At 60.8% G+C, this 21,112-nt stretch carries 17 protein-coding genes; 13 read left to right on the top strand and 4 right to left on the bottom strand.

Features of this window, described 5'->3' with window-relative positions; all coding sequences use genetic code 11:
- Positions 1 to 51: 51 nt before the first annotated feature.
- The 13 genes from VGN46_RS16550 (at position 52) to VGN46_RS16610 (ending at position 14,428) form a co-directional block, all read left to right on the top strand.
- Positions 52 to 798 (top strand): electron transfer flavoprotein subunit beta/FixA family protein, encoded by a 747-nt coding sequence (locus VGN46_RS16550; protein ID WP_331645192.1) that lies wholly within the window; start codon positions 52 to 54, stop codon positions 796 to 798.
- 24 nt (positions 799 to 822) lie between these two features.
- Positions 823 to 1,761, top strand: a complete 939-nt coding sequence (locus tag VGN46_RS16555) for an electron transfer flavoprotein subunit alpha/FixB family protein (RefSeq protein ID WP_331645194.1) — start codon at positions 823 to 825, stop codon at positions 1,759 to 1,761.
- A 40-nt stretch (positions 1,762 to 1,801) separates the two neighbouring features.
- Positions 1,802 to 2,287 (top strand): GtrA family protein, encoded by a 486-nt coding sequence (locus tag VGN46_RS16560; RefSeq protein ID WP_331645196.1) that lies wholly within the window; start codon positions 1,802 to 1,804, stop codon positions 2,285 to 2,287.
- A 9-nt stretch (positions 2,288 to 2,296) separates the two neighbouring features.
- Positions 2,297 to 3,124, top strand: coding sequence for a glycosyltransferase (locus tag VGN46_RS16565; protein ID WP_331645198.1), 828 nt, complete (start codon positions 2,297 to 2,299; stop codon positions 3,122 to 3,124).
- The gene (locus tag VGN46_RS16570; protein WP_331645200.1) at positions 3,121 to 4,638 is read left to right on the top strand and encodes a hypothetical protein; all 1,518 of its coding nucleotides are present in this window, start codon (positions 3,121 to 3,123) and stop codon (positions 4,636 to 4,638) included. Before VGN46_RS16565 ends, VGN46_RS16570 begins: the two co-directional genes overlap by 4 nt.
- Positions 4,639 to 4,680: 42 nt before the next feature.
- The gene (locus VGN46_RS16575; protein ID WP_331645202.1) at positions 4,681 to 6,132 is read left to right on the top strand and encodes a UbiA family prenyltransferase; all 1,452 of its coding nucleotides are present in this window, start codon (positions 4,681 to 4,683) and stop codon (positions 6,130 to 6,132) included.
- A complete protein-coding gene (locus VGN46_RS16580; protein ID WP_331645204.1) occupies positions 6,132 to 7,436 on the top strand; it encodes an FAD-binding oxidoreductase in 1,305 nt (434 codons plus the stop codon). The genes VGN46_RS16575 and VGN46_RS16580 overlap by 1 nt, the downstream gene beginning before the upstream one ends.
- A 2-nt stretch (positions 7,437 to 7,438) precedes the next feature.
- Complete coding sequence (locus tag VGN46_RS16585) at positions 7,439 to 8,176, top strand: SDR family oxidoreductase (RefSeq protein WP_331645206.1); 738 nt, start codon at positions 7,439 to 7,441, stop codon at positions 8,174 to 8,176.
- 3 nt (positions 8,177 to 8,179) lie between these two features.
- Positions 8,180 to 9,124 carry an NAD-dependent epimerase/dehydratase family protein gene (locus VGN46_RS16590; protein WP_331645208.1) on the top strand — a complete coding sequence of 315 codons (945 nt, stop codon included), beginning with the start codon at positions 8,180 to 8,182 and terminating at the stop codon, positions 9,122 to 9,124.
- Positions 9,125 to 9,146: 22 nt separating this feature from the next.
- Positions 9,147 to 10,445 carry an NAD(P)/FAD-dependent oxidoreductase gene (locus VGN46_RS16595; protein WP_331645209.1) on the top strand — a complete coding sequence of 433 codons (1,299 nt, stop codon included), beginning with the start codon at positions 9,147 to 9,149 and terminating at the stop codon, positions 10,443 to 10,445.
- Entirely contained in the window at positions 10,442 to 10,870 is a 429-nt protein-coding gene (locus tag VGN46_RS16600; protein WP_331645211.1) for a GtrA family protein, read from the top strand. The genes VGN46_RS16595 and VGN46_RS16600 overlap by 4 nt, the downstream gene beginning before the upstream one ends.
- 23 nt (positions 10,871 to 10,893) lie before the next feature.
- Positions 10,894 to 12,924, top strand: a complete 2,031-nt coding sequence (locus VGN46_RS16605; protein ID WP_331645213.1) for a hypothetical protein — start codon at positions 10,894 to 10,896, stop codon at positions 12,922 to 12,924.
- A gap of 91 nt (positions 12,925 to 13,015) precedes the next feature.
- A complete protein-coding gene (locus VGN46_RS16610; RefSeq protein WP_331645215.1) occupies positions 13,016 to 14,428 on the top strand; it encodes a mannose-1-phosphate guanylyltransferase/mannose-6-phosphate isomerase in 1,413 nt (470 codons plus the stop codon).
- Between the two features lie 50 nt (positions 14,429 to 14,478).
- Here the strand turns inward: VGN46_RS16610 and VGN46_RS16615 are convergent, their stop codons facing one another.
- The 4 genes from VGN46_RS16615 to VGN46_RS16630 all read right to left on the bottom strand — a co-directional run bounded on the left by VGN46_RS16615 (position 14,479) and on the right by VGN46_RS16630 (position 21,111).
- Positions 14,479 to 15,831: a phosphomannomutase gene (locus tag VGN46_RS16615; RefSeq protein WP_331645217.1), complete on the bottom strand. Its 1,353-nt coding sequence runs from the start codon at positions 15,829 to 15,831 to the stop codon at positions 14,479 to 14,481.
- Positions 15,832 to 15,849: 18 nt separating this feature from the next.
- A complete protein-coding gene (locus tag VGN46_RS16620; RefSeq protein WP_331645219.1) occupies positions 15,850 to 16,773 on the bottom strand; it encodes an NAD-dependent epimerase/dehydratase family protein in 924 nt (307 codons plus the stop codon).
- Positions 16,751 to 17,785 (bottom strand): GDP-mannose 4,6-dehydratase, encoded by a 1,035-nt coding sequence (gene gmd, locus VGN46_RS16625; protein ID WP_331645221.1) that lies wholly within the window; start codon positions 17,783 to 17,785, stop codon positions 16,751 to 16,753. The genes VGN46_RS16620 and gmd overlap by 23 nt, the downstream gene beginning before the upstream one ends.
- Positions 17,786 to 17,859: 74 nt before the next feature.
- Positions 17,860 to 21,111: a glycosyltransferase family 1 protein gene (locus VGN46_RS16630; protein WP_331645223.1), complete on the bottom strand. Its 3,252-nt coding sequence runs from the start codon at positions 21,109 to 21,111 to the stop codon at positions 17,860 to 17,862.
- Position 21,112 lies beyond the last annotated feature (1 nt).

Consider the following 21,112-nt stretch of genomic DNA (forward strand, 5'->3'; position numbering starts at 1 on the left):
CAACCCTAGAGGCGGCCGTGGATCTGGCTGCGCCACGTACAGGAACCGTTAATGAAGATTCTGGTCGGCTACAAGCGAGTCGTGGACTACAACGTCCGCATCCAGGTGAAACCGGATGGCACGGGCGTCGTCACTGATGGCGTGAAACTCTCTGCCAACCCCTTCGATGACATCGCCCTGGAAGAAGCCCTGCGCCTGCGCGAGAAGGGCGTGGCCGAAGAAGTGATCGTGGTCGGCATCGGTCCGGCTGACCTCACCGCCCACCTGCGCAACGGCCTGGCCATGGGCGCCAACCGGGCCATCCACGTGCAGACCACCGAGGCCGTCTCGCCCCTGACGGCCGCACGCACCTTTCTCAAGCTCGTTGAGAAAGAGAACCCCGGCTTGGTCATCCTGGGCAAGCAGGCTATCGATGATGACGCGAACCAGACGGGCCAGATGCTGGCCGCCCTGTGGGATCGCCCGCAGGCTACCTTTGCCGGCAAGGTCGAGATTGCCGACGGCAAGGCCACGGTGACCCGTGAAGTCGATGCCGGCCTCGAGACCATCGAGGCCGATCTGCCCGCAGTGATCACCACCGACCTGCGCCTCAACGAGCCGCGCTTCATCAAGCTGCCGGACATCATGAAGGCCAAGTCCAAGCCGATCGACGTGGTGGAGCTCGGCTCCCTGGGCGTCGATGCAGCCGATCATGTGAAGACCACCCACTTCGCCGCGCCGCCCAAGCGCAGCAAGGGCGTAATGGTCAAGGATGCCGCCGAGCTGGTCGCGGCCCTCAAGCAGAAGGGCCTGCTGTAAGGCAGCCGCACAGGAGCACATACCATGAGCAAGATCCTCGTTATCGCCGAGCACCTGGACGGCAAGCTCAACGGCTCAACCGCGCGCGCCGTGAGCGCCGCCGCAGCCGTCAAGCCGGAAACGATCGACGTCATCGTCCTCTCCGATGCCCCCGACGCCATCGCTGCGGAAGCCGCGAAGATCGATGGCGTCAGCAAAGTGCTGACCGTCGCCCGCGCTGAGAATGCCCACGCCTTGGCCGCGATCATCGCGCCGCAGGTCGCCCGGGCCGCCGCCGGCTACAGCCACGTCTTTGCCCCGTCGACCACGTTTGGCAAGGATGTTGCCCCGCGTATCGCCGCCCTGCTGGGCGTCTCGCAGGTCAGCGATGTCATGACCGTGGAAGGCCCGCACAGCTTCAAGCGCCCGATCTATGCGGGCAACGCCGTCGTCACCGTCGAGGTCGATGCCGGCTCCACGGTGGTAGCCACCATCCGTACGGCCTCGTGGCCGGCCGCCGGCAGTTCTGGCAGCGCCCCGGTCGAAGCCCTCGCGCTCGATGTCGCCCTGCCCTCGCACACCCGCTTCGTGAACCTGCAGCAGGGCAAGAGCGACCGCCCGGACCTCCAGGGCGCCAGCAAGGTCGTTTCCGGCGGCCGTGGCGTGGGCTCGAAAGAGAACTTCGAGGTCATCTACAAGTTCGCCGACAAGATCGGCGCAGCCGTAGGTGCCTCGCGCGCCGCCGTGGATGCCGGCTACGTGCCGAATGAAATGCAGGTCGGCCAGACCGGCAAGATTATTGCGCCGGAGCTGTACATCGCTGTGGGTATCTCGGGCGCCATCCAGCATCTGACGGGCATAAAGGATGCCGGGACGATCGTGGCCATCAACAAGGATGGCGAAGCGCCGATCTTCGAGATCGCCGATATCGGCTTGGTGGGCGATCTCTTCAAGATACTCCCGGAACTGGAGCAGGCTCTCTGATGGATGCTTCGAAAGCGCTGCGAAGAGCGGAAGCGAAACGATGATCAAGTTCATCGGGCGTCTTGCGCGCCTGGGTGTCCGATTGACCATGGGCATCCTTCCCGAGTCGCTGATCTCGTTCTTGATCGTAGGTTCTCTGGGCGTTGTGGTTCACGTCGCCGTACTGAAGACGGCCATGGCGATTCACGACACGCCGTTCAAATGGGCGAACCTCTGCGCGATGCTTGTGGCTGCCACGTTCAACTATCTGATGAACAACGAGTCAACTTTCCGGCACACCGGGCTCGCGGGACGTAGCGCATTCTTCGGCTATTTTTTCTACCTCGGGATCACATCGCTCGGCATGCTCCTCAGCCTGGGCGTGTCAACGCATGTCTACGAGTGGCACAAGGGCCCCATCCTGGCAGCTCTCGCGGGCATCGTTGTTGGCTCCCTGTGGAATTACTGCATGTCGTATACCTTCGTCTGGAAGCTACTGACCCGAGTCACCCGCGCCAAGTCGCCCGCCGAACCACCCTCCACCTGATCCTTCCGCATGCCTAAGACACTCATTTTTTTTGCGACGTATAACGAGGCCGGCAACGTCGGCCCCTTGCTTACCGATATCGCCGCCCATGCGGCAGACGCGGACGTCCTGGTCGTGGACGACAACAGCAAGGATGGAACAGTCGAGGCGATCCAGGCCTTGGGCATGCCGCGGGTTACGATCCTTCAGCGCAAGGGCAAGTTAGGGTTGGGCACTGCGCACTTGCTCGCGCTTGCTTACGCCATCCATCACCGCTATGAGGTCGTCGTGACCATGGACGGCGATCTCTCGCATGACCCAGCTCACTTGCCAGCTCTCCTCGGTCGCGTCCAGGCTGGTGCTGATATGGCTGTCGGGTCGCGGTACATGCCGGGTGGATCCTGCGACTACACAGGTTATCGTCTCAATATCAGCCGCGCTGCGAACGTCGCTGCACGGGCGCTGCTGGGCATTCGCATGCATGAGTTCACCACCAGCTATCGCGCATTTCGCGTATCCGCACTGTCTCGCGCCAACTTCACATCCCTATTGGTGGGCGGCTATTCGTTCTTCCTCTCGATGGTCGTCGAAGCCAGCGAGCGAGGGTTCGTCCTCGCCGAAACGCCGATTCATTTCAGGGAGCGTGGATACGGCACCTCCAAGATCCCTCCGCTGGAGGTCTTTCGCGGCATGGCGAACCTCCTTCGCCTCGCGCTGAAGAAGGCACTGGGTCGCGTGCGCGCCGCGCGGGCAAGCCACTTCGCGGCGTGCCCGCAGTGCCGCACACCTTATTCTCTTATTGTTCCCGCCGACCGATCAGTACCGACCTGCGTGTACTGCGGGAGCCACAACGCATGATGGGTGCCGAGCCTGTCGATTCGCGGGGCAGTGCTTATTGGACGCTCGCGCTGTGGCTCATCGCGTTGACCGGGGCTGCAGCCTACCCGTTCGCCCGCTCCCTTGCCGGCTTTCAGGATGGCGATGGGCTGATGACAGCCCTGATCTCCACACAAAAGCTGACATGGTACTTTTGGGGACAAGATCGCCTCCTGAACTTCATTCCGGCGCTGGCTTCGCCATTTAGCGATCTGGAAACAAATCTACGTGTGCAGATCTTCTTGCGCACTCTTTTCGCGTTCCTCGCGCCCGCCGGCATCCTTTGCTTCCTGACCGACAACCGACGGACACAGGCTCTGGGCGTCATGATGACGACCGGCATCATGACCCTCGCCCTCTCGGCCTACGGCGCTTTCAATCTTTTTGTCCAGCACAACCCCTTCGCCACGTCGCTCGTACTAACGTGGTTTGCGTGGCGTCTTTTCCAACGAGGCGGTATCGCTGCACAAATCGTTGTGGTGCCATTAATGGCGATCGCATACGCCGTTAATCTCGCGCTGTTCGCAGTAACGGTTCCGTTGATGGGCCTTATCTTCGTCCTAGGCTCACATCCCAGGCTGAAAGTCCTCGCGTTCGGCCTGCTCAATGTTGTGGCTCTTTATATTGCCGTACGCCACGCAGCGATCTACGGCGATATGCACGGGACGAGCTTCGGTCTGTCGGTCAGTGTCGATGCGATGCGTAGCGGTTATACCTCTGTTGCCAATGCCGTCGCCTGGCCGTGGGTCCTCACGGCTTGCTTGATCATGCTTGCCGTCGGTACATGGCGCGGTGTGCCGAGGACGCTTACTGCACTCGGCATTGTCTTCGGGTTCGTCCTGATGATCGGCGTCCTTTCCTGTGCGTCGTGGGCGCAGGATAACGGTTTCAACATTCGTTACTACCTTGTATTCGTACTTGCTGTGGTATCGGCCTCTGTCTACATGCTGTTCGCGGCCGAGGAGCATTCGCCGTTGCCGTCGATCGTTGCGCCCGCCGCATGCGGTCTTTTGCTTATCGTGGGCTTTTTCGCAGGGCTCGGCGGGATTTCGTCAACGCCCCATGCCATGCTTCAGCCGCCCTGGCGTAATGAATCACCGCCCATCGCCGCGCTCGCCATCCAGGAGCGAACACCTCTCATCGTGGGCAGCTTCTGGGATGCGTGGTCCGCCGTCTACGAGGTGAATATCCGCGCGGACAAGCCATTCGTCGCTTATGGCGGTGCCATGCGCGGCAGAGACCTTCGGGATCGCGTTGCGGCAATGGCCTCGCCAGATGGGACCATCCGGGCGCTGTGCTTCCTGGATACACCTCAAGCCTGCGCCGGCCAGGCATCCAATGGCCTTAAGACCCCCATGACGCCGGTCGCTGGAGATCCGGGTAAAGTTGTCACGACAGGTGGGAAAACCGTTCTCATCCTTGCGCTACGCTTCGTAGATCCGGCGGCGGCCCGTCGCCCTGCCATCGGCCCCTGGGGCCGGCCGTACAAGCAGTAAGCCGGCACGCCCAAGGCCGGCCACCGACCAGGTATGCCGCACATGACTCAATCGTTACACGCCACGGAAGATTCGGGCGCAACGGGCATCCCGCTTTGCGTGGACCTCGATGGCACCCTCATCCACTCCGATCTTCTGATCGAGTCGGCCCTCGCCCTCGTGTCGCGACAACCACTCGTCGTATTTGCAATGCTGCTCTGGTTGCTACGCGGCAAGGCGCACTTGAAACGGAAAATCGCGGAGCGCGTTGAACTCGACCCTGCCACCTTGCCGTATAACCAGGAACTGATCGCGTGGCTTCACACGCAACGGGGGTTCCGCCCAGTCATCCTTTGCACTGCATCGGACTCGGGACTCGTGCACCCGGTGGCCACGCATGTAGGTGTGTTCGATGACGTACTTGCGAGTGATGGCAGGACCAACCTGAGCGGCTCAAACAAAGCCAAGCTACTGGTTGAGCGCTACGGCGAACGCGGCTTCGACTACATTGGTAATGCGCCCGTTGACCTTGCGGTCTGGAAGCGGGCGAATGCCGCCCTTGTTGTTGAGCACGGCCACGCCTTATCCGCCGCCGCATCCAGAGTGACCAGCCTGGGGCGGCGCTTTGAGGTTCGGCGTGGAGGCTTGCGCACATGGGCCAAGGCGTTGCGCTTGCATCAGTGGGTGAAAAACGTCCTTGTGTTCTTACCGCTACTCGCATCGCACCGTGTTTTCGAAGTCAATGCCGTCATCGCATCAATCGTGGGCTTTTTTTGCTTCGGGCTTTGCGCGTCCAGCGTATACCTCACGAATGATCTGCTAGACCTTGCTTCGGATCGGCAGCACCACCGCAAGCGTAATCGTCCGTTCGCGGCCGGAACCCTTCCGTTGATCGCTGGCCCTATTGTCGCCCTGTTGCTTCTGGTCGCGGGCTTTGCCCTCGCCCTCACGCTATCTACCGGATTCGTGGCCGTCTTGCTGGGTTATTTTGTCCTTACGTCGGCTTACTCTTTTCAGTTGAAGCGCGTCATGATGCTTGACGTGGTCATCCTCGCCACGCTTTACACCACGCGAATCCTCGCAGGCACTGCCGCCATTGCTTCGAGTCCATCCTTCTGGCTGCTTGCGTTCTCGATGTTCATCTTCCTCAGCCTGGCCATGGTGAAGCGATACGTCGAGCTACTAACGCTCCAAACCAGCGGCAAGGTCACGGCGAGCGGGCGCGGTTACGATGTCGACGATATTCCACTGATCCAATCACTGGGAGCATCGAGCGGTTACCTCGCCGTACTCGTCCTGGCCCTGTACGTCGACAGCACGGCAAGCATGAAGCTGTACACCCATCCACACTATCTCTGGATGCTGTGTCCGCTGCTGCTCTACTGGATAAGTCGCACGTGGGCGGTGGCACATCGCGGCGTGATGCACGACGATCCGGTGGTATTCGCTGTCATGGATCGCACGAGCAGGATCATCGGCGTCATTGCCGCCATGGTCGTGGCGTTCGCCGTCTAATGGCTAGCACGGGACGCTCCTGGGGCCGCTACCCGATAACACGGGAGACGGTAATCTCACTGTCCGATCGCCACGCGCGTCTTCCCCATGGGGCATACCCCGCGCTCCCGCTGGGCAATGCACGCAGCTATGGAGACAGCTGCCTCAATGATGGCGGTATCCTCCTGGCAACGCGCGGGCTGGACCATTTCATCGCGTTCGACCCAGGTACAGGCGTCCTGACCTGCGAAGCGGGCGTGCTGTTCGCGGAGATTCTCGATCTAGTCGTCCCGCAAGGCTGGTTCATTCCGGTCACCCCGGGGACACGCTTTGTCACGGTAGGTGGCGCCATCGGTAACGACGTCCACGGCAAGAACCATCACCGTGCCGGGACATTTGGCCACCATGTACTCGCGTTTGAGCTGTTGCGGACGGATGGCGCGCGCATGCGCTGCTCCCCTGACGAGAATCCCGACTGGTTTGACGCCACGATTGGCGGGCTCGGGCTGACCGGTGTAATCACATGGGCCACCATTCAATTACGTCGTATTAGCGGACCCTGGATATCCGCAGAAAGCCATCGCTTCTCTAACCTTGGCGAATTCTTCGCGCTATCCCGCGATTCCGACCGCGACTACGAGTACACGGTTTCCTGGATCGACTGCGCAGCGAAGGGCAAGGTGCTGGGCAGGGGGCTATTTAGTCGTGGCAACCATGCGCCGGCAAGGCCGGATCGCCGACCGGCTGCGCCGTCGGGTCGACTGGCCATGCCAGTTACGCCTCCTATTTCGCTAGTGAATCCGCTCAGTCTGCGGGCGTTTAACCATCTCTATTATCATCGTCAGCGCAAGCCGGTAGTCCATGCGACCACACACTACGCACCGTTCTTCTATCCACTGGATGGAATTGCGCAGTGGAACCGCATGTATGGCCCGCGCGGCTTTCTGCAATACCAGTGCGTAGTGCCACCTGAGGCCTCCGAAACCGCCATGGCCGAGCTGATACGCACCATCGCAGAGGGCGGTGGCGGGTCGTTCCTGGCCGTATTGAAGCAATTCGGTGATCGCCCATCCCGCGGAATGCTCTCATTCCCACGCCCTGGCGCGACCCTGGCACTCGATTTTCCAAACAGTGGCGCTAGCACATTCGCGCTTCTCGACCGCCTGGACGTCATCGTCGACGCCGCTGGCGGCGCAGTCTACCCGGCTAAGGATGCGCGCATGTCCGGCGAACATTTCCGCAAGTACTTCCCTCGCTGGGAAGCCTTCACCCGGTTCATCGATCCGGGCATGTCATCAAGTTTCTGGCGCAGGGTCATGGAGTAAGCATGCAACGAGTTCTGATTATCGGTGCCACCTCGGCCATCGCGGAAGCCACCGCTCGCATCTATGCTGAGCGTGGTTCCCGTCTGCACCTTGTGGCCCGCACGCCAGCCCGCCTTGACACCATCGCTGAGGACCTGCGCATTCGTGGGGCCGTCGACGTCGGCAGCGACTCGCTTGATGTCAACGATCTCGCCCGGCATGAGACTGTCCTCGAAGCCGCCTGGACCGCTCTCGGCGATGTCGATGTGGTGCTCGTCGCACACGGAACGCTCCCAGACCAGAAAGCCTGCGAAGTTTCCGTTGAAACGGCCATGGCAGAATTCGCCACGAACGCGACATCGACCATTGCACTGCTCACACTGCTCGCCAATCGCATGGACAAGGCCGGTCGGGGTACGATCGCGGTGATCTCGTCAGTGGCAGGCGATCGCGGCCGTGCGAGCAACTACCTCTACGGATCAGCCAAGGCTGCCGTCAGCACCTTTCTTAGCGGCCTGCGCCAGCGGCTTTCAAAGCGGGGGGTGGATGTGGTGACGATCAAGCCGGGCTTTGTCGATACGCCCATGACACGCGATTTCAAGAAGGGCGCCCTCTGGGCCAAGCCCGAGGCCGTCGCGGCGGGCATCGTCAAGGCGGTAGACAAGGGCACACCCGTTGCCTATTTGCCGAAATTCTGGGTCATCATCATGGGCATCATCCGTGCTGTCCCCGAGTTCATTTTCAAGCGAATCAGTCTCTAAGCCATGCCCGAAAAGCACGAAAAAATCGTTCTCACCGGTGCCGCTGGGCTCGTCGGCCAGAATCTCATCGTCGAACTGAAGTCACAGGGTTTTACCAACCTGGTGGCGATCGACAAGCATGCCTACAACATGGGCATCCTGCGCAAGCTCCATCCCGACGTCGTTGCCATCGAGGCAGACGTCGCCGAGCGCGGCAACTGGGAACATGTCTTTGAAGGTGCAGCCTGCGTAGTGCAGCTCCACGCGCAGATCACCAGCAAGTACCCTGAAGAATTCGCGCGCAACAACATTGAAGCCACGAAGGTTGTGCTTGATGCATTCAAGCATCATGCCGTGCCTTACATGGTCCACATTAGCTCTTCGGTAGTGGTGTCTGTCGCACAGGACGACTACACCAACACAAAGAAGGCCCAGGAGAAGCTCGTCGTCGAATCCGGCATCCGCCATACCGTCCTGCGACCCACTCTGATGTTTGGCTGGTTTGATCCAAAACATTTTGGGTGGCTCTCGCGCTTCATGGCGAAGACACCTGTGTTCCCGATCCCTGGCGACGGCCGCTATATGCGCCAGCCGCTTTACGAGCGCGACTTTTGTCGCTGCATTGCCGACTGCATCATCCGTGAACGTAACGGTGAGATTTACGATGTCGTCGGAGATACTCGCATCGACTACGTCGACATCATCCATACGATCAAGCGAGCAAAAGGCCTGCACACCTGGATCCTACATATCCCTTACGGATTCTTCGGCTTCCTGCTTCGCGTCTACGCGCTCTTTAGCGGAAAACCACCCTTCACTGCCGACCAGCTAAAGGCGCTGAGCGCAGGCGATGATTTCAAGGGTGTAGACACGCAAGCCGTTTTCGGTGTCAGACAGACTCCATTTGCGGATGCCGTGCGCGAAAGCTACTGCGACCCGCGCTATTCCGACATCGTGCTTAAGCGCTGATGCGCTACAAAGGATTGACGCCATGACTCACCCACAACGCATTGCGATCCTTGGAGCTGGCCCCATGGGCCTTGCCGTGGCCTATCAGCTTGCACGCGATGGCCATCAGCCCGTCGTGTTTGAAGCGGATGATCGTGTCGGCGGCATGACGGCTTGTTTCGACTTCAATGGCCTCAGCATCGAGCGCTACTACCACTTCCATTGTATCTCCGATGCAGGCTTCCTCCAGATGCTTGACGAGCTCGGCCTTGCCGATCGCATGCGCTGGACCGAGACAAAGATGGGCTACTGGTACAAGAAGAGACTGCAGCCTTGGGGAAACCCTATCGCGCTCCTCAAGTTCAAGGGTCTTGGGCTTGTCGCCAAGGTGCGTTATGGCCTGCATGCGTTCCTCTCGACAAAACGCAAGCGTGAAGACTGGCGCCCTCTGGACCACGTTGAAGCCACTAGCTGGATTCGGCGCTGGGTGGGCGCCGAGGCGTGGAATGTCCTGTGGAAACGCCTGTTCGATTACAAGTTCTACGATTACAGCGATAACCTTTCGGCAGCCTGGATCTGGAGCCGCATCCGTCGCATTGGTACGTCACGCTACAGCATGTTCCGTGAGAAGCTAGGCTATCTCGATGGAGGCTCTGACACGCTGCTCAATGGCATGAAGGGCTGGATCGAATCGCACGGCGGAGATATCCGTCTGTCGACGCCTGTGCACAAGGTCCTGATCGAGGGTGGCATCGTGACGGGCGTCGAGACTGCCGCCGGAGTCGAACGCTTCGACAAAGTCATAAGTACCGTACCGCTCCCCTTTGTGCCGCGCCTGATTCCCGACCTCCCCGCCGATATTGCTTCAAAGTTCTCGGCACTGAAGAACGTGGCCGTTGTCTGCGTCATCGCAAAACTAAAGAAGCAGGTCACCGAAAACTTCTGGCTCAACACCAATGACGACGACATGGACATCCCAGGGCTCGTCGAATACACCAACCTGCGTCCGCTGGACCAGCATGTGGTCTACGTTCCGTTCTACATGCCGGGTGAGCATCCCAAGTACGCCGAGTCAGATGAGGTATTTACCGGCAAGGTGCGACGTTACCTGAAGATGATCAATCCTTCGCTCAGCGACGACGACTTCATCGATATTCGTGCAAGCCGATACCGGTACGCGCAGCCGATCTGCCCACCCGGCTACCTGGAGAGCATCCCGCCGCGCGAGCTGCCGATCAAGGGGCTTTGGGTCGCAGACACCTCGCACTACTATCCGGAAGACCGAGGGATTTCGGAGAGCATTGACTTCGGCCGAATGATGGCTCGCGAGGCCACGGCGTGACCACGGAAACCACACCAAGCGGAGGCTTTGGTGGGCTAGTACGCTCCCAATTCGCATTGTTCATCCTTGTAGGAGGCACTGCCGCCGCAGTGAACTTCGGCTCGCGGATCGCGCTCAGCCTCTGGTTTTCCTACCCGGCCGCCATCGTACTTGCCTACCTGCTCGGCATGATTACTGCGTTCTTGTTGAACCGCATGTTCGTGTTCCGGGAAACACGCTCGAGGCTTCACCACCAGATGATGTGGTTCGTCATCGTGAATGTTTTCGCTGTCGTGCAGACCTTGGCTATCAGCCTGCTTCTTGCCCGCTGGCTGTTTCCCGCCATCGGGTGGTCCCTCAAGCCTGAGCTATGCGCCCACGCCGTAGGCGTGGTGGTACCCGTTGTAACTAGCTACCTCGGCCACAAACATCTCTCGTTCCGATGAAACCTGCATTCGAATCGCACTCTATGGCCGCCGATGAACGCATCCGCTTTTCGTGGATGGCATTCGCCCTTTTTACCGTGGCGATCGCGGCATTCGCAATTTTCCAGGGCCACGTCTTTCTATTTGGCCCCCCCGTCATCGAAACGGGCGATTTTGCCGCCAACGCCCTCGAGATCACCGATGCACGCTCGTTCATCGATATCTACGGAAACTATTCGCGCTGGGGTTTCAATCACCCAGGGCCGTTCTTTTTCTATTGGTATGCCGCTGGCGAGTGGTTGTTCCATGATCTCTTGCATGTCGTTGCTTCCGCTCATCAGGCGCACGTCCTTGCTGGAATACTCCTGCAGTCCACTCTGATCTCGGCTGCGCTGGCGTTTATGGCGGGCCTATCCCGTCGGCCCTTCGTGCCCTTGCTACTCCTGGCAACTGCTGCAGCGGTATTACTCCAGGCAGGTAACGGCGTTTCGAGCATCTGGATGCCGCATGTGTTGCTCGGCCCCTACCTGCTCTTGATAGTTTCCAGTGCTTTCGTGTCCCTGGGCGACCGGCGGCTGCTCCCGGTCGCCGTGCTGATGACATGCATCCTGTGCCATGGGCACGTCGCGCAGCCATTGATGACCTTTCCGCTGCTCGGCATCGCCATCGGCGGTTTGGTGCTCGAAGCGCGTCGACGCGACGATGGCTGGGCGGTATTCGGTAGGACCATCATGCCCGTGGCTATCGTCTCCATGGTCATCGCCGCTGTCTTCCTGGTCCCGTTACTGGTGGATGCGATGCGCTGCCCAGACTGCAATGTGCATCGCATCCTGGCTTACATGCATCAGGACCACGGCAAACTTCCCAACTGGCGCCAAGCAGTAAATTCAATCGCAGCTTTGTTTGTCTTCGACCATGCTCCCGAGTTGGCGACTGCTGACCGACACGTGCCGTGGCTTTCGGGGCGCATCCTTGCAATGCTGGCGGTTGTATGTATTGCATCCGTTAGCGCAAGGCTTGCTTCGCGACGTGCGGCGGCACCCGGCGCGAGGCACCTCCCACGCGTCGTCTCCTTCGCCGTACTGTCACTCGTCTTGGCTTGTGTGTGGGCTCACCGCATTACGGGGCCGCTATTCGAGTTCAATTCGTACTTCGTCTATGCGATTTACATGGTGCTTGCGGTTGCGACGGTGACGTCGCTTGCGATGCTCGCACCACGCGCGGTAGATCACCCGGGTAGCGCGGCGGTAGCGGCGGTACTGGTTTGCTTGGTCGTTGCGTGGGCGCCTTCGTTGCCGGTATTCAGCCAGGCTTACACAGCCCCGAACGCTGCGCCTGACGCCTCGAACAAGGGTCGCGTCGCGTTACTGAATCTGCACGTTCCGAGTGACTGGCCGACGATGGCAGCCCTCGCCGTCTGGGCTCACCGCACCGGCGATGCCTATTTGGTGCCGCCCGACTGGCGTTTCGTTTATGGATGGGACCACGGTGTGACGCCCGAGCGCATCGCCGCGGCAGGCGCTGCCCTGGACATCTGGGAACCAGGCAACGCCGCTGGCCTGATGGGTAAAGCCGGCTTCTCGCCCGACTTGTATTGCCACATCAGTGATCGATCCCCATGGCCGCCTTCGGATGCGAGTTCGACACTTTCCGCTTCGAGAAAGGCTTGCCAGATCGCCTTTTATGGACTGGAGATGGCACCCGACGCGCCCTTCACCTGGGCAGTGCGTGGCGGCGCCGTCATGCAGGTGCGCGCGCGGCACACGGACGGCCCCGTGGCCCTGGAGCTCCGCGCACAGCCATTTTTAGCCAATGGCAAACTGCGGGTGCAGCGGGTGGACATACGCGTCAATGGTCGGGATGTGGGCACCATGCCGTTCAGCACCGATCAAGTGAATGAGCTCGCCATTCCTGCCGCGGTATGGAATGAACGGCCCGTCGCCACCGTCGAGTTCGCCTTCCCCGATGCTATTTCACCCGAAGAGGCAGGCGTGTCCCCCGATCCCCGGCCTATCGCCGTCGGGATGCAGGGCATCGGGGTCCGCTACCCGAAAGATGCCTTGCCTGCCCCCTAACCGAGAGGCGTGTGAGGCCATATCGCTTAGCAGCAACGGGCGTCCAGCCCACAAGTTATCATTGTCCTGAATACCACCCTGGAGTTTCCCCATGATCATTCCGGTCATCCTAAGTGGCGGCAGCGGAACCCGCCTCTGGCCGTTGTCCCGCAAGAACCGGCCTAAGCAGTTTCTGGCGCTGGCGGGTGACGACACGCTGTTCCAGCAGACAGTAGACCGCACCTTCCAGCTCGGCAATGCCGCCGCGCCCATCGTCGTGTGTAGCGAAGACCATCGCTTCACTGTCGCGGAGCAGCTCCAGGAGCTCAAGGTAACGAATGCCTCGATCCTGCTTGAGCCTGCCGCTCGCAACACAGCGCCCGCTATCGCATTGGCCGCCATGCGCGCCGTCGAGCTTGATCCCGAATCCGTTATGCTGGTCCTTCCTGCGGATCATCTGATCGGCGATAAGAACAGCTTTGTCGACGCGGTAAGGCTCGCGGAGCCTCTCGCTCATGACGGTTGGCTAGTCACATTTGGCATCCGCCCGGAAGCTCCCGAGACCGGCTTTGGATACATCAAGCGTGCCGATCACGTCTCCGACCACGGCTACAAGGTGGGCCAGTTCGTCGAGAAGCCCAACGCAGAGACGGCTGAACGCTACGTTGCCAGCGGCGACTTTGACTGGAACTCGGGTATGTTCCTGTTTCGCGCTGGCCGCTTTCTGGAAGAGCTGCAAAAGCTTTCCCCCGCCATTCACACGGCAGCCGCCGCCGTTTATGCGACCGCCCAGACCGATCTCGACTTCGTCCGCTTTGACAAGGGCGCCATGCTCGCCGTGCCGGAGGATTCGATCGACTATGCCGTCATGGAGAAAACGGACCGCGCAGCCGTCGTCCCCGTGAGCTGCCGCTGGAGCGATATCGGCTCCTGGTCTGCCCTGTGGGAGGCATCTGAGAAGGATGCCGACGGTAACGCGACCGAGGGCGATGTGATCACCCTCGATACCCGCAATACGCTCATTCGCACGCATGATCGCCACATGGTCGCTACCATCGGCCTTGAGGACATCGTGATCGTGGCAACGCCCGATGCAACGCTCGTCGCCGCGCGAGACCAGGTCCAGCAGGTGAAGAAGATCGTCGATACCCTGAGCGATGCGGGACGTGGCGAACACCTTGCTCATCGCCAGGTCTACCGCCCCTGGGGCAGCTATGACTCGATCGACATGGGTGAGCGCTTCCAGGTCAAGCGCATCGTGGTCAAGCCAGGCTCCGTACTGAGCCTGCAGATGCACCACCACCGTGCAGAGCACTGGATCGTCGTGTCTGGAACGGCCGAAGTGACCTGCGGTGAGAAGGTCTTCCTCCTCACGGAGAATCAGAGCACGTACATCCCGCTCGGCGTGACCCATCGACTGCGCAACGTCGGCAAGGTCCCGCTTGAGCTTATTGAAGTGCAGTCGGGCAGCTACCTCGGCGAAGACGATATCGTGCGTTTCGAGGATGTGTACGGGCGGACCTGACTACACCCGAGCTGACCCCAAAAAAAAGCGGGCCAGGCGGCCCGCTTTTTTTATGCCGGCGTGCCGCCGATCAGACGCCGCAACGCCTCAGTCTTTTCTTCCATCAACGTCGCTTCGCCGCGCGCTTCGACGTTCAGGCGCAGCAGGGGCTCGGTATTCGACGAACGAAGATTAAACCGCCAGTTGCCGAACGACATGCTTACGCCATCAACATTCTCGATGCTCGCCGCCGCCGCGCGGAAGTGCTCCACGATCTGTGCGACGGTCGACGCCGCATCCTCCACGCGGAAATTGATTTCACCGCTGCACGGATAAGCGGCCATGCGCTCAACGAGCATATCGGTTAACGACGTACTGGTCTTGCCGATACGTTCTGCCACCAGCAACCACGGAATCATCCCCGAATCGCAATAGGCAAAATCGCGGAAGTAGTGGTGCGCGCTCATCTCGCCGCCATAGACCGCATCTTCCGCACGCATGCGTTCCTTGATGAACGCATGCCCCGTCTTGCTCTGCACGGCGATACCGCCGGCCGACTCCACCATCTCGACCGTGTTCCAGGTGAGCCGTGGATCGTGAATGATCCGCGCGCCCTTGTGTTTCTCGAGCATCTGCGCAGCCAGAAGGCCCACGATATAGTAGCCTTCGATGAATTTCCCCTGGGCGTCGAACAGGAAGCAGCGATCAAAATCGCCATCCCACGCGATACCCATGTCTGCTCCGGAAGCAACAACAGCACGCGCTGTCGCATCGCGGTTTTCCGGGAGAAGGGGATTGGGAATGCCGCTGGGAAAGCGGCCATCCGGCTCGTGATTGACCCGCACAAAGGTAAAAGGAAGGTGTGATTCGAGCAGGTCGACGATGGCGCCCGCGCCACCATTACCCGCGTTGACCACGATCTTGAGCGGCTTCAGCGCTGAGACGTCGATGTAAGCCAGGAGATGCTGGATATACGCCGTTTTGTCGTGATCGCGGCGCAATGTACCCCGCGCGGCGACCGCATCACCAAATGCGTCATCTTCAACCATGCGCTCGATATCACGCAATCCCGTGTCGCCGCTGATCGGACGCGCATCTTCACGAACCAGCTTCATGCCGTTGTAGTCGATCGGATTATGGCTGGCTGTGACCATGATGCCGCCGGCGACACCACGATGTGCTGTCTGGAAATAGACCTCTTCGGTGCCGCACAGGCCGATATCGATGGCGTTACGCCCTTCGTCCATCAAGCCCCTGGCCACTTCCGCGGCGAACGTCGGGCTATCGAGTCGAATGTCGTAGCCGACCACCACATCGCCCTCGCCCACCGCCCGCGCGAATGCGCGTCCAATACGATAAGCGATATCGGCATTCAGCTCGTCAGGCACCCGGCCGCGGATGTCATAGGCCTTGAAACACTTCATGGTGTGATCCTTGGCGCCTCAGCGCGCCGGCGTAGAGTTTGCGTACATCCATTCCAGGGTAGTACGCAGGGGGATAATATCGAGCGGCCCGATGAGCGAGCGGAGACGACGATTGTCACCTGTGAGGCGTGCAACCTCATTGCCGCGAACGAAGGCAGGGTTCACACGGACCTCGATCTGGTAGCCCGCGATGTCCTGCATCATGCCGATGACCTCCATCAACGAAACCGAAGTTCCGGAGCAAAGATTCGCAGTAATCCCGGCCGCGTCGGACGCGAGCAGGCGGGTGTATGCATCGGCAACGAAACGCACATCCTGAAAATCGCGCGCCACGTCGATATTACCGAGCTCGATGACGTCTGCCCGGCGCTGAAAATGCGACACGATCTTCGGCAACAGGAAGTTTTCCGCCTGGCCAACACCGGTGTAATTGAAGGGCCGCGCCAGGGTGATCGGTAAACGGTCCATCCACAGCGTGGCCATGTATTCCATGGCAAGCTTGCTAACGGCGTAGTCGTTGGCTGGCGAAGCCACAACGCTCTCGTCAAGAAGCTCGACATCACTGTTGCCATAGACGTTAGCGCTGCTCGCCAGTAGAACGGCGCGTGGTGCCTGCGCCTGTACGGCGAGCGCTTCGAGCAGGTTACGCGTGCCGACGACGTTGGTCCGGTACATCTCTTCGGCATCGCCATGCGCCACAAAGGCGATGGCGGCAAGGTGCACGACCGCGTCGGGCCGCGCTTCCTCAACCGCGCGGCGCACCGCCGCACGGTCAAGAAGATCGACACCAGGCGCGGCAAGGTCCGCCGGCTGGGTAGAAAGGCCAAGCACCTCATGGCCAGCCGCGCGTAGCGCGGCCGTCACATAATGACCCGTAAAACCCCGATGGCCGGTTACAAGGACCCGACCCGGGGTACCATCAGAACGACGCGTCACGTTCATTACGACGCAGGTCAGCGTCGACCATCATCTTGCACAGCTGCTCGAGGGTGGTGTCCGGCTTCCAGCCGAGCGTCTCGAACGCCTTGGCCGGGTCGCCGATGAGCAGCTCCACTTCCGCGGGGCGGTAGAACTTGGGATTGATACGGACGAGCGTCTTGCCGGTCGCTTTGTCGACGCCGGTCTCACCTTCATCTTTACCCTTCCACTCAATCTCGATATCGACGGCCTTGAACGCCAGCGTCACGAAATCACGCACGGTCTCGGTACGGTTGGTGGCGAGTACGAAGGTATCCGGCTCGTCGGCCTGGAGCATGCGCCACATGCCTTCCACATACTCTTTCGCAAAACCCCAGTCGCGCTTGGCATCGAGATTGCCCAACTCAAGGGTTTCGAGCTTGCCCAGCTTGATCTTGGCGACAGCGTCGGTGATCTTGCGGGTGACGAACTCACGGCCGCGCAGCGGCGATTCGTGGTTGAAAAGGATGCCGCTCGAGCCAAAGATGCCGTAAGACTCGCGATAGTTCACCGTGATCCAGTGGGCATAGAGCTTGGCCACGCCGTAAGGGCTACGCGGATAGAACGGCGTGTCTTCCTTCTGCGGCACCGCCTGCACCTTACCGAACATCTCCGAGGTCGACGCCTGGTAAAAGCGGATCTTCGGGTTGACGATTCGGATGGCCTCGAGCAGATGCAGCGCGCCGACGCCGGTGATGGCGGCCGTCGTGGCTGGTTGGTCGAACGACACGCCTACAAAGCTCTGCGCCGCGAGGTTGTAGACCTCGGTGGCACCGGTTTGCTGCAGGAGGCGGATGGCGGAACCACCATCAGTCAGGTCGAATTCGACCAGCTCAAGGTTCGGGTGATTCTGGATACCCAGCTCCTCGATCCGCCAGAAATTGACCGAGCTGGTGCGCCGATAGGTACCGTAGACACGGTAGCCCTTCTCAAGGAGTAGCTCCGCGAGGTAGGCGCCGTCCTGGCCCGAGATTCCGGTGATGAGTGCTGTTTTCATTGGCTTCCGTCGCGACAAATGGTTGATTTAACTGAATTACCGATCGTCAATTGTCCATGACGACGGCCAGATGCTCAAGTAGGGTTGTTTATGGGCGCGCCGCCGGGTGTAACGGGCGTGAAAGTTATGCCAGCCACGGCCAACTGGGCTTGTGCGTCTACGACAACCCGGATACGCAGATCGGGCACATCGTCCTCGAGCATCAGATCGACCGTGCCGATAACGCCGACGCCGCTTGCGAGCGATGCCGATGCCAGGCGCCAGGCGCCATCGGATGCTTCCACGTCGATGCGAGCCTCGCCCTGTACCTCGAGACGCTCCCCGGAGACGTCGATACGGTAATGTCCCGCCGCGACCTGCACCGGGACCGTCCCCATCAGGATGCCACGGCGCTGGTCTGTCACCCGGCGCCCTCGCGAAAGCTCGCCCGTGGTCGACTGGACACGGTAGTCGGATGCAGCAAAATGGCGCAAGACACCCGGCAGCCAGGTGGAAAGCCACTGACCGCCGACCGATACATCGATAAGCTGTGCCGCGCTCTCCTTCCATGTCAGCCAAGGCATGGCTGCCGATTCACGGACCCCGCCTTCACGATTGGTCTCAAGCCACGCAACCACGGCATCTGCCAGGCCGGACGGCGCCATGCCGCTAAAATAGCTGGCGTGGTCGCCCGCCACCTCCTTGAATACCGGTAAGTCACGGACCAGAAGCGGGATGCCATACTGCGCCGCCTCAATGAGCGGAAGGCCAAAGCCCTCGCCCTCGGATGCCGCCAACAAAGCGGAAGAGGCGCGGTACATCGCGACAAGGTGTGCATCGGACGCCTGCTCGAACCAGAACAGGCGGCGATGGAGTTCAGGATGCGCGCGCAGTGATGCCACGAGACGATCGACCCGCCAGCCGGCCTTGCCGACGATCGCCAGGTTTACATCAACACCCCGGCGCCAAAGCACCTCGAACGCGGCAATGGCCTGGGCATGGCCTTTGCGTGGCTCGATCGTTCCCACCATCAGGAATGTCGGTCGGCCGCCATCGTCATAAGGCAACGCTGTTTCATGCGGCGTACGCGGGCGACTGGCCATGTCAGCGCCCAGATGAAACCAGCCAATGCGCAATGGCCTACCGCGTTCCGGCATGGATTGCGCCAGCCAGTGCGTGAACTCCTCGGCTACCGTTCGGGAGATACAGATGATTCCATCGCCCAGTTCCGCAATGGCCTCGTACCAGGCGCGAAAGGACGGCAGACCCATCTCGTCGAAACAATCCGGCCGCAGTAGCGGTAGCAGATCGTACACAACGAACTGGATCTCGACGCCACGGCTGCGCATGCGCAGGTAGTGCTCGCGCATGGCCGGCACCAGGTGGGCAGCAAGGTCCAGGCCCAGAAAGATATCGCCCTGGCGGAAGTCCACGGGGGTATCGGCTGGCACGCTTGCATCGGGGTAGAAGCGCTCCACGGTGAACTGGCGCGCGTAACGGAACACGTCACCCATGCGCACATAAACGGGCTCGACACGAAAGCCGGCGGGCGGGTTTGCGAGCAGTTCCGCCAGGATATGCCGTACCACGCGCTGGATTCCCGTGCCTGCATCCGTGATGGCAAGCTGTGAGATATCGACGTACAACGTGCGTTCCGCGTGCTTCGGCGGCTGATTTGAGGCCAGTGCCGAGGCCAGCCGTGCCATGTCGCCCGCGTCCCAGCGATCCAGCCCAGGCACGGCCGCAAGGCGCCGGATTAAAGAATCGGCAGCGCGGGTCGGGGGTGACTTGCCAGGCAGTGCCGCGTGCCAGGCGGGCGAACCCGCAGCGAGCCACGCCGAACGGAATCCCGTATCGAATGCCCATTCGAGGGCATGGAAGCCACAGGCGCGATACACCATGGTCGATGCGAGTCCCGGCGCAACGGAGCGCAGCCGTTCGTAAACCTGACTGGCGTCGGCATCCTCCAAGACCAGCGTGGCATCGCCATCGTCAAGTGCCAGCAGCAAGTCGGCAGTGGCCGGCGTGTTTCGGACAAGGACAATTACCTCATCGAACGAGGCAGAGTCGAACGTGGACAGCGGATGACGCTTCCAGCCCGACGGGAACGCGGCCTGCGCGAACGGCGACGAGCCCGTATCACCAAACACGTCCACGCGTTCGCAGCCACCGGAAATGACACCCCGCAAGGACTCGGCCTCGACTCCAGACGTTGTAAGGATCGCCACGCGCGCTGACGTATCGATCTCGGCAGCGCCCCGCTCACGGTGAACAGGCGAAGCGACGGCCTGCTCGATGCCGCTCCAGGCGAGGCGAGCACTCTTCGCCCATGAGAACTTCCTGATCTGATCGACTGAATGATCACGCAGCCGCCGACGAAACTCACGGTCAGTGAGGGCCTTGACCAGATGCGCAGTAATGCTGGCCACGTCGTACGGATCGAACAGCGCTTCGTCCAGACCGACCACCTCAGGCAGACTCGTCGTGTTTGACGCAATGACGACGGCACCACAAGACATGGCCTCTAGCGCAGGCAAGCCGAACCCTTCATGGGTCGAAGGAAAAGCGTACGCGGCACAGGTGTTGTAGAGCCGAACAAGGTCCGGGTCATTGACGTAGCCGGTGAACACCAGGTCGCCGGGCGCCAGACCGGCAGCCGACCTCGCGGCGGTCAATGCCTCGCGCTCGGGTGCACCAATGCCGCCAACGAAGACAAGCTGATGGGTGGAGCGAAGGTCAGCTGGCAGTGCTGCGTAGGCCTCGATCAGCCGCACGAGATTCTTGCGTGAGTCGTAGCCGCCGGCATACATGACGAACGGCCGGAGGATGCCGAAGCGACGACTCACGGAACCGTTGTCCTGCTCCTCGAGTGGGCGGAAATCCTCGCTGACGGCTGCGGATATGTTGACGACTTCAGTGGCATCACGGTCGAGGAGTTGCATGCCCTCCTCCGTGGTGAAGTGCGAGATTCCCAAGAGCAGGTCGCAACGCCGCAGGTGCTCGAGCTTACTCATATACCATTCGGCCACCCGCCCATCAGGCAGGTAGGTCGCGGGCATCTGCAACGGAATCAGGTCGAATAGGATGCCGACTTGCAATGCCGACGACCGCTCACGTACCGAGGTCACGACTGAATCGCCCCAGCCGTCGAACATACTCGCCGTCAGGATGACATCGGCGTCCAATTGCTCAAGAAACGCCTCGCGCAACTGTTCGGCGGCCAGCGAGCGCGAGCGGTTCGCCTCATACATCGAAGCGGTCTGACCGAGGCTATCCCAGGCGACGATTCGCTCAGGGGGCAGTACGCCCGCGAAACAATCGCGGAGAAACCCCACCGACTCAGGCATC

This window comes from Luteibacter sp., assembly GCF_036500425.1.
In the GTDB taxonomy this organism is placed as follows: Bacteria; Pseudomonadota; Gammaproteobacteria; order Xanthomonadales; family Rhodanobacteraceae; genus Luteibacter.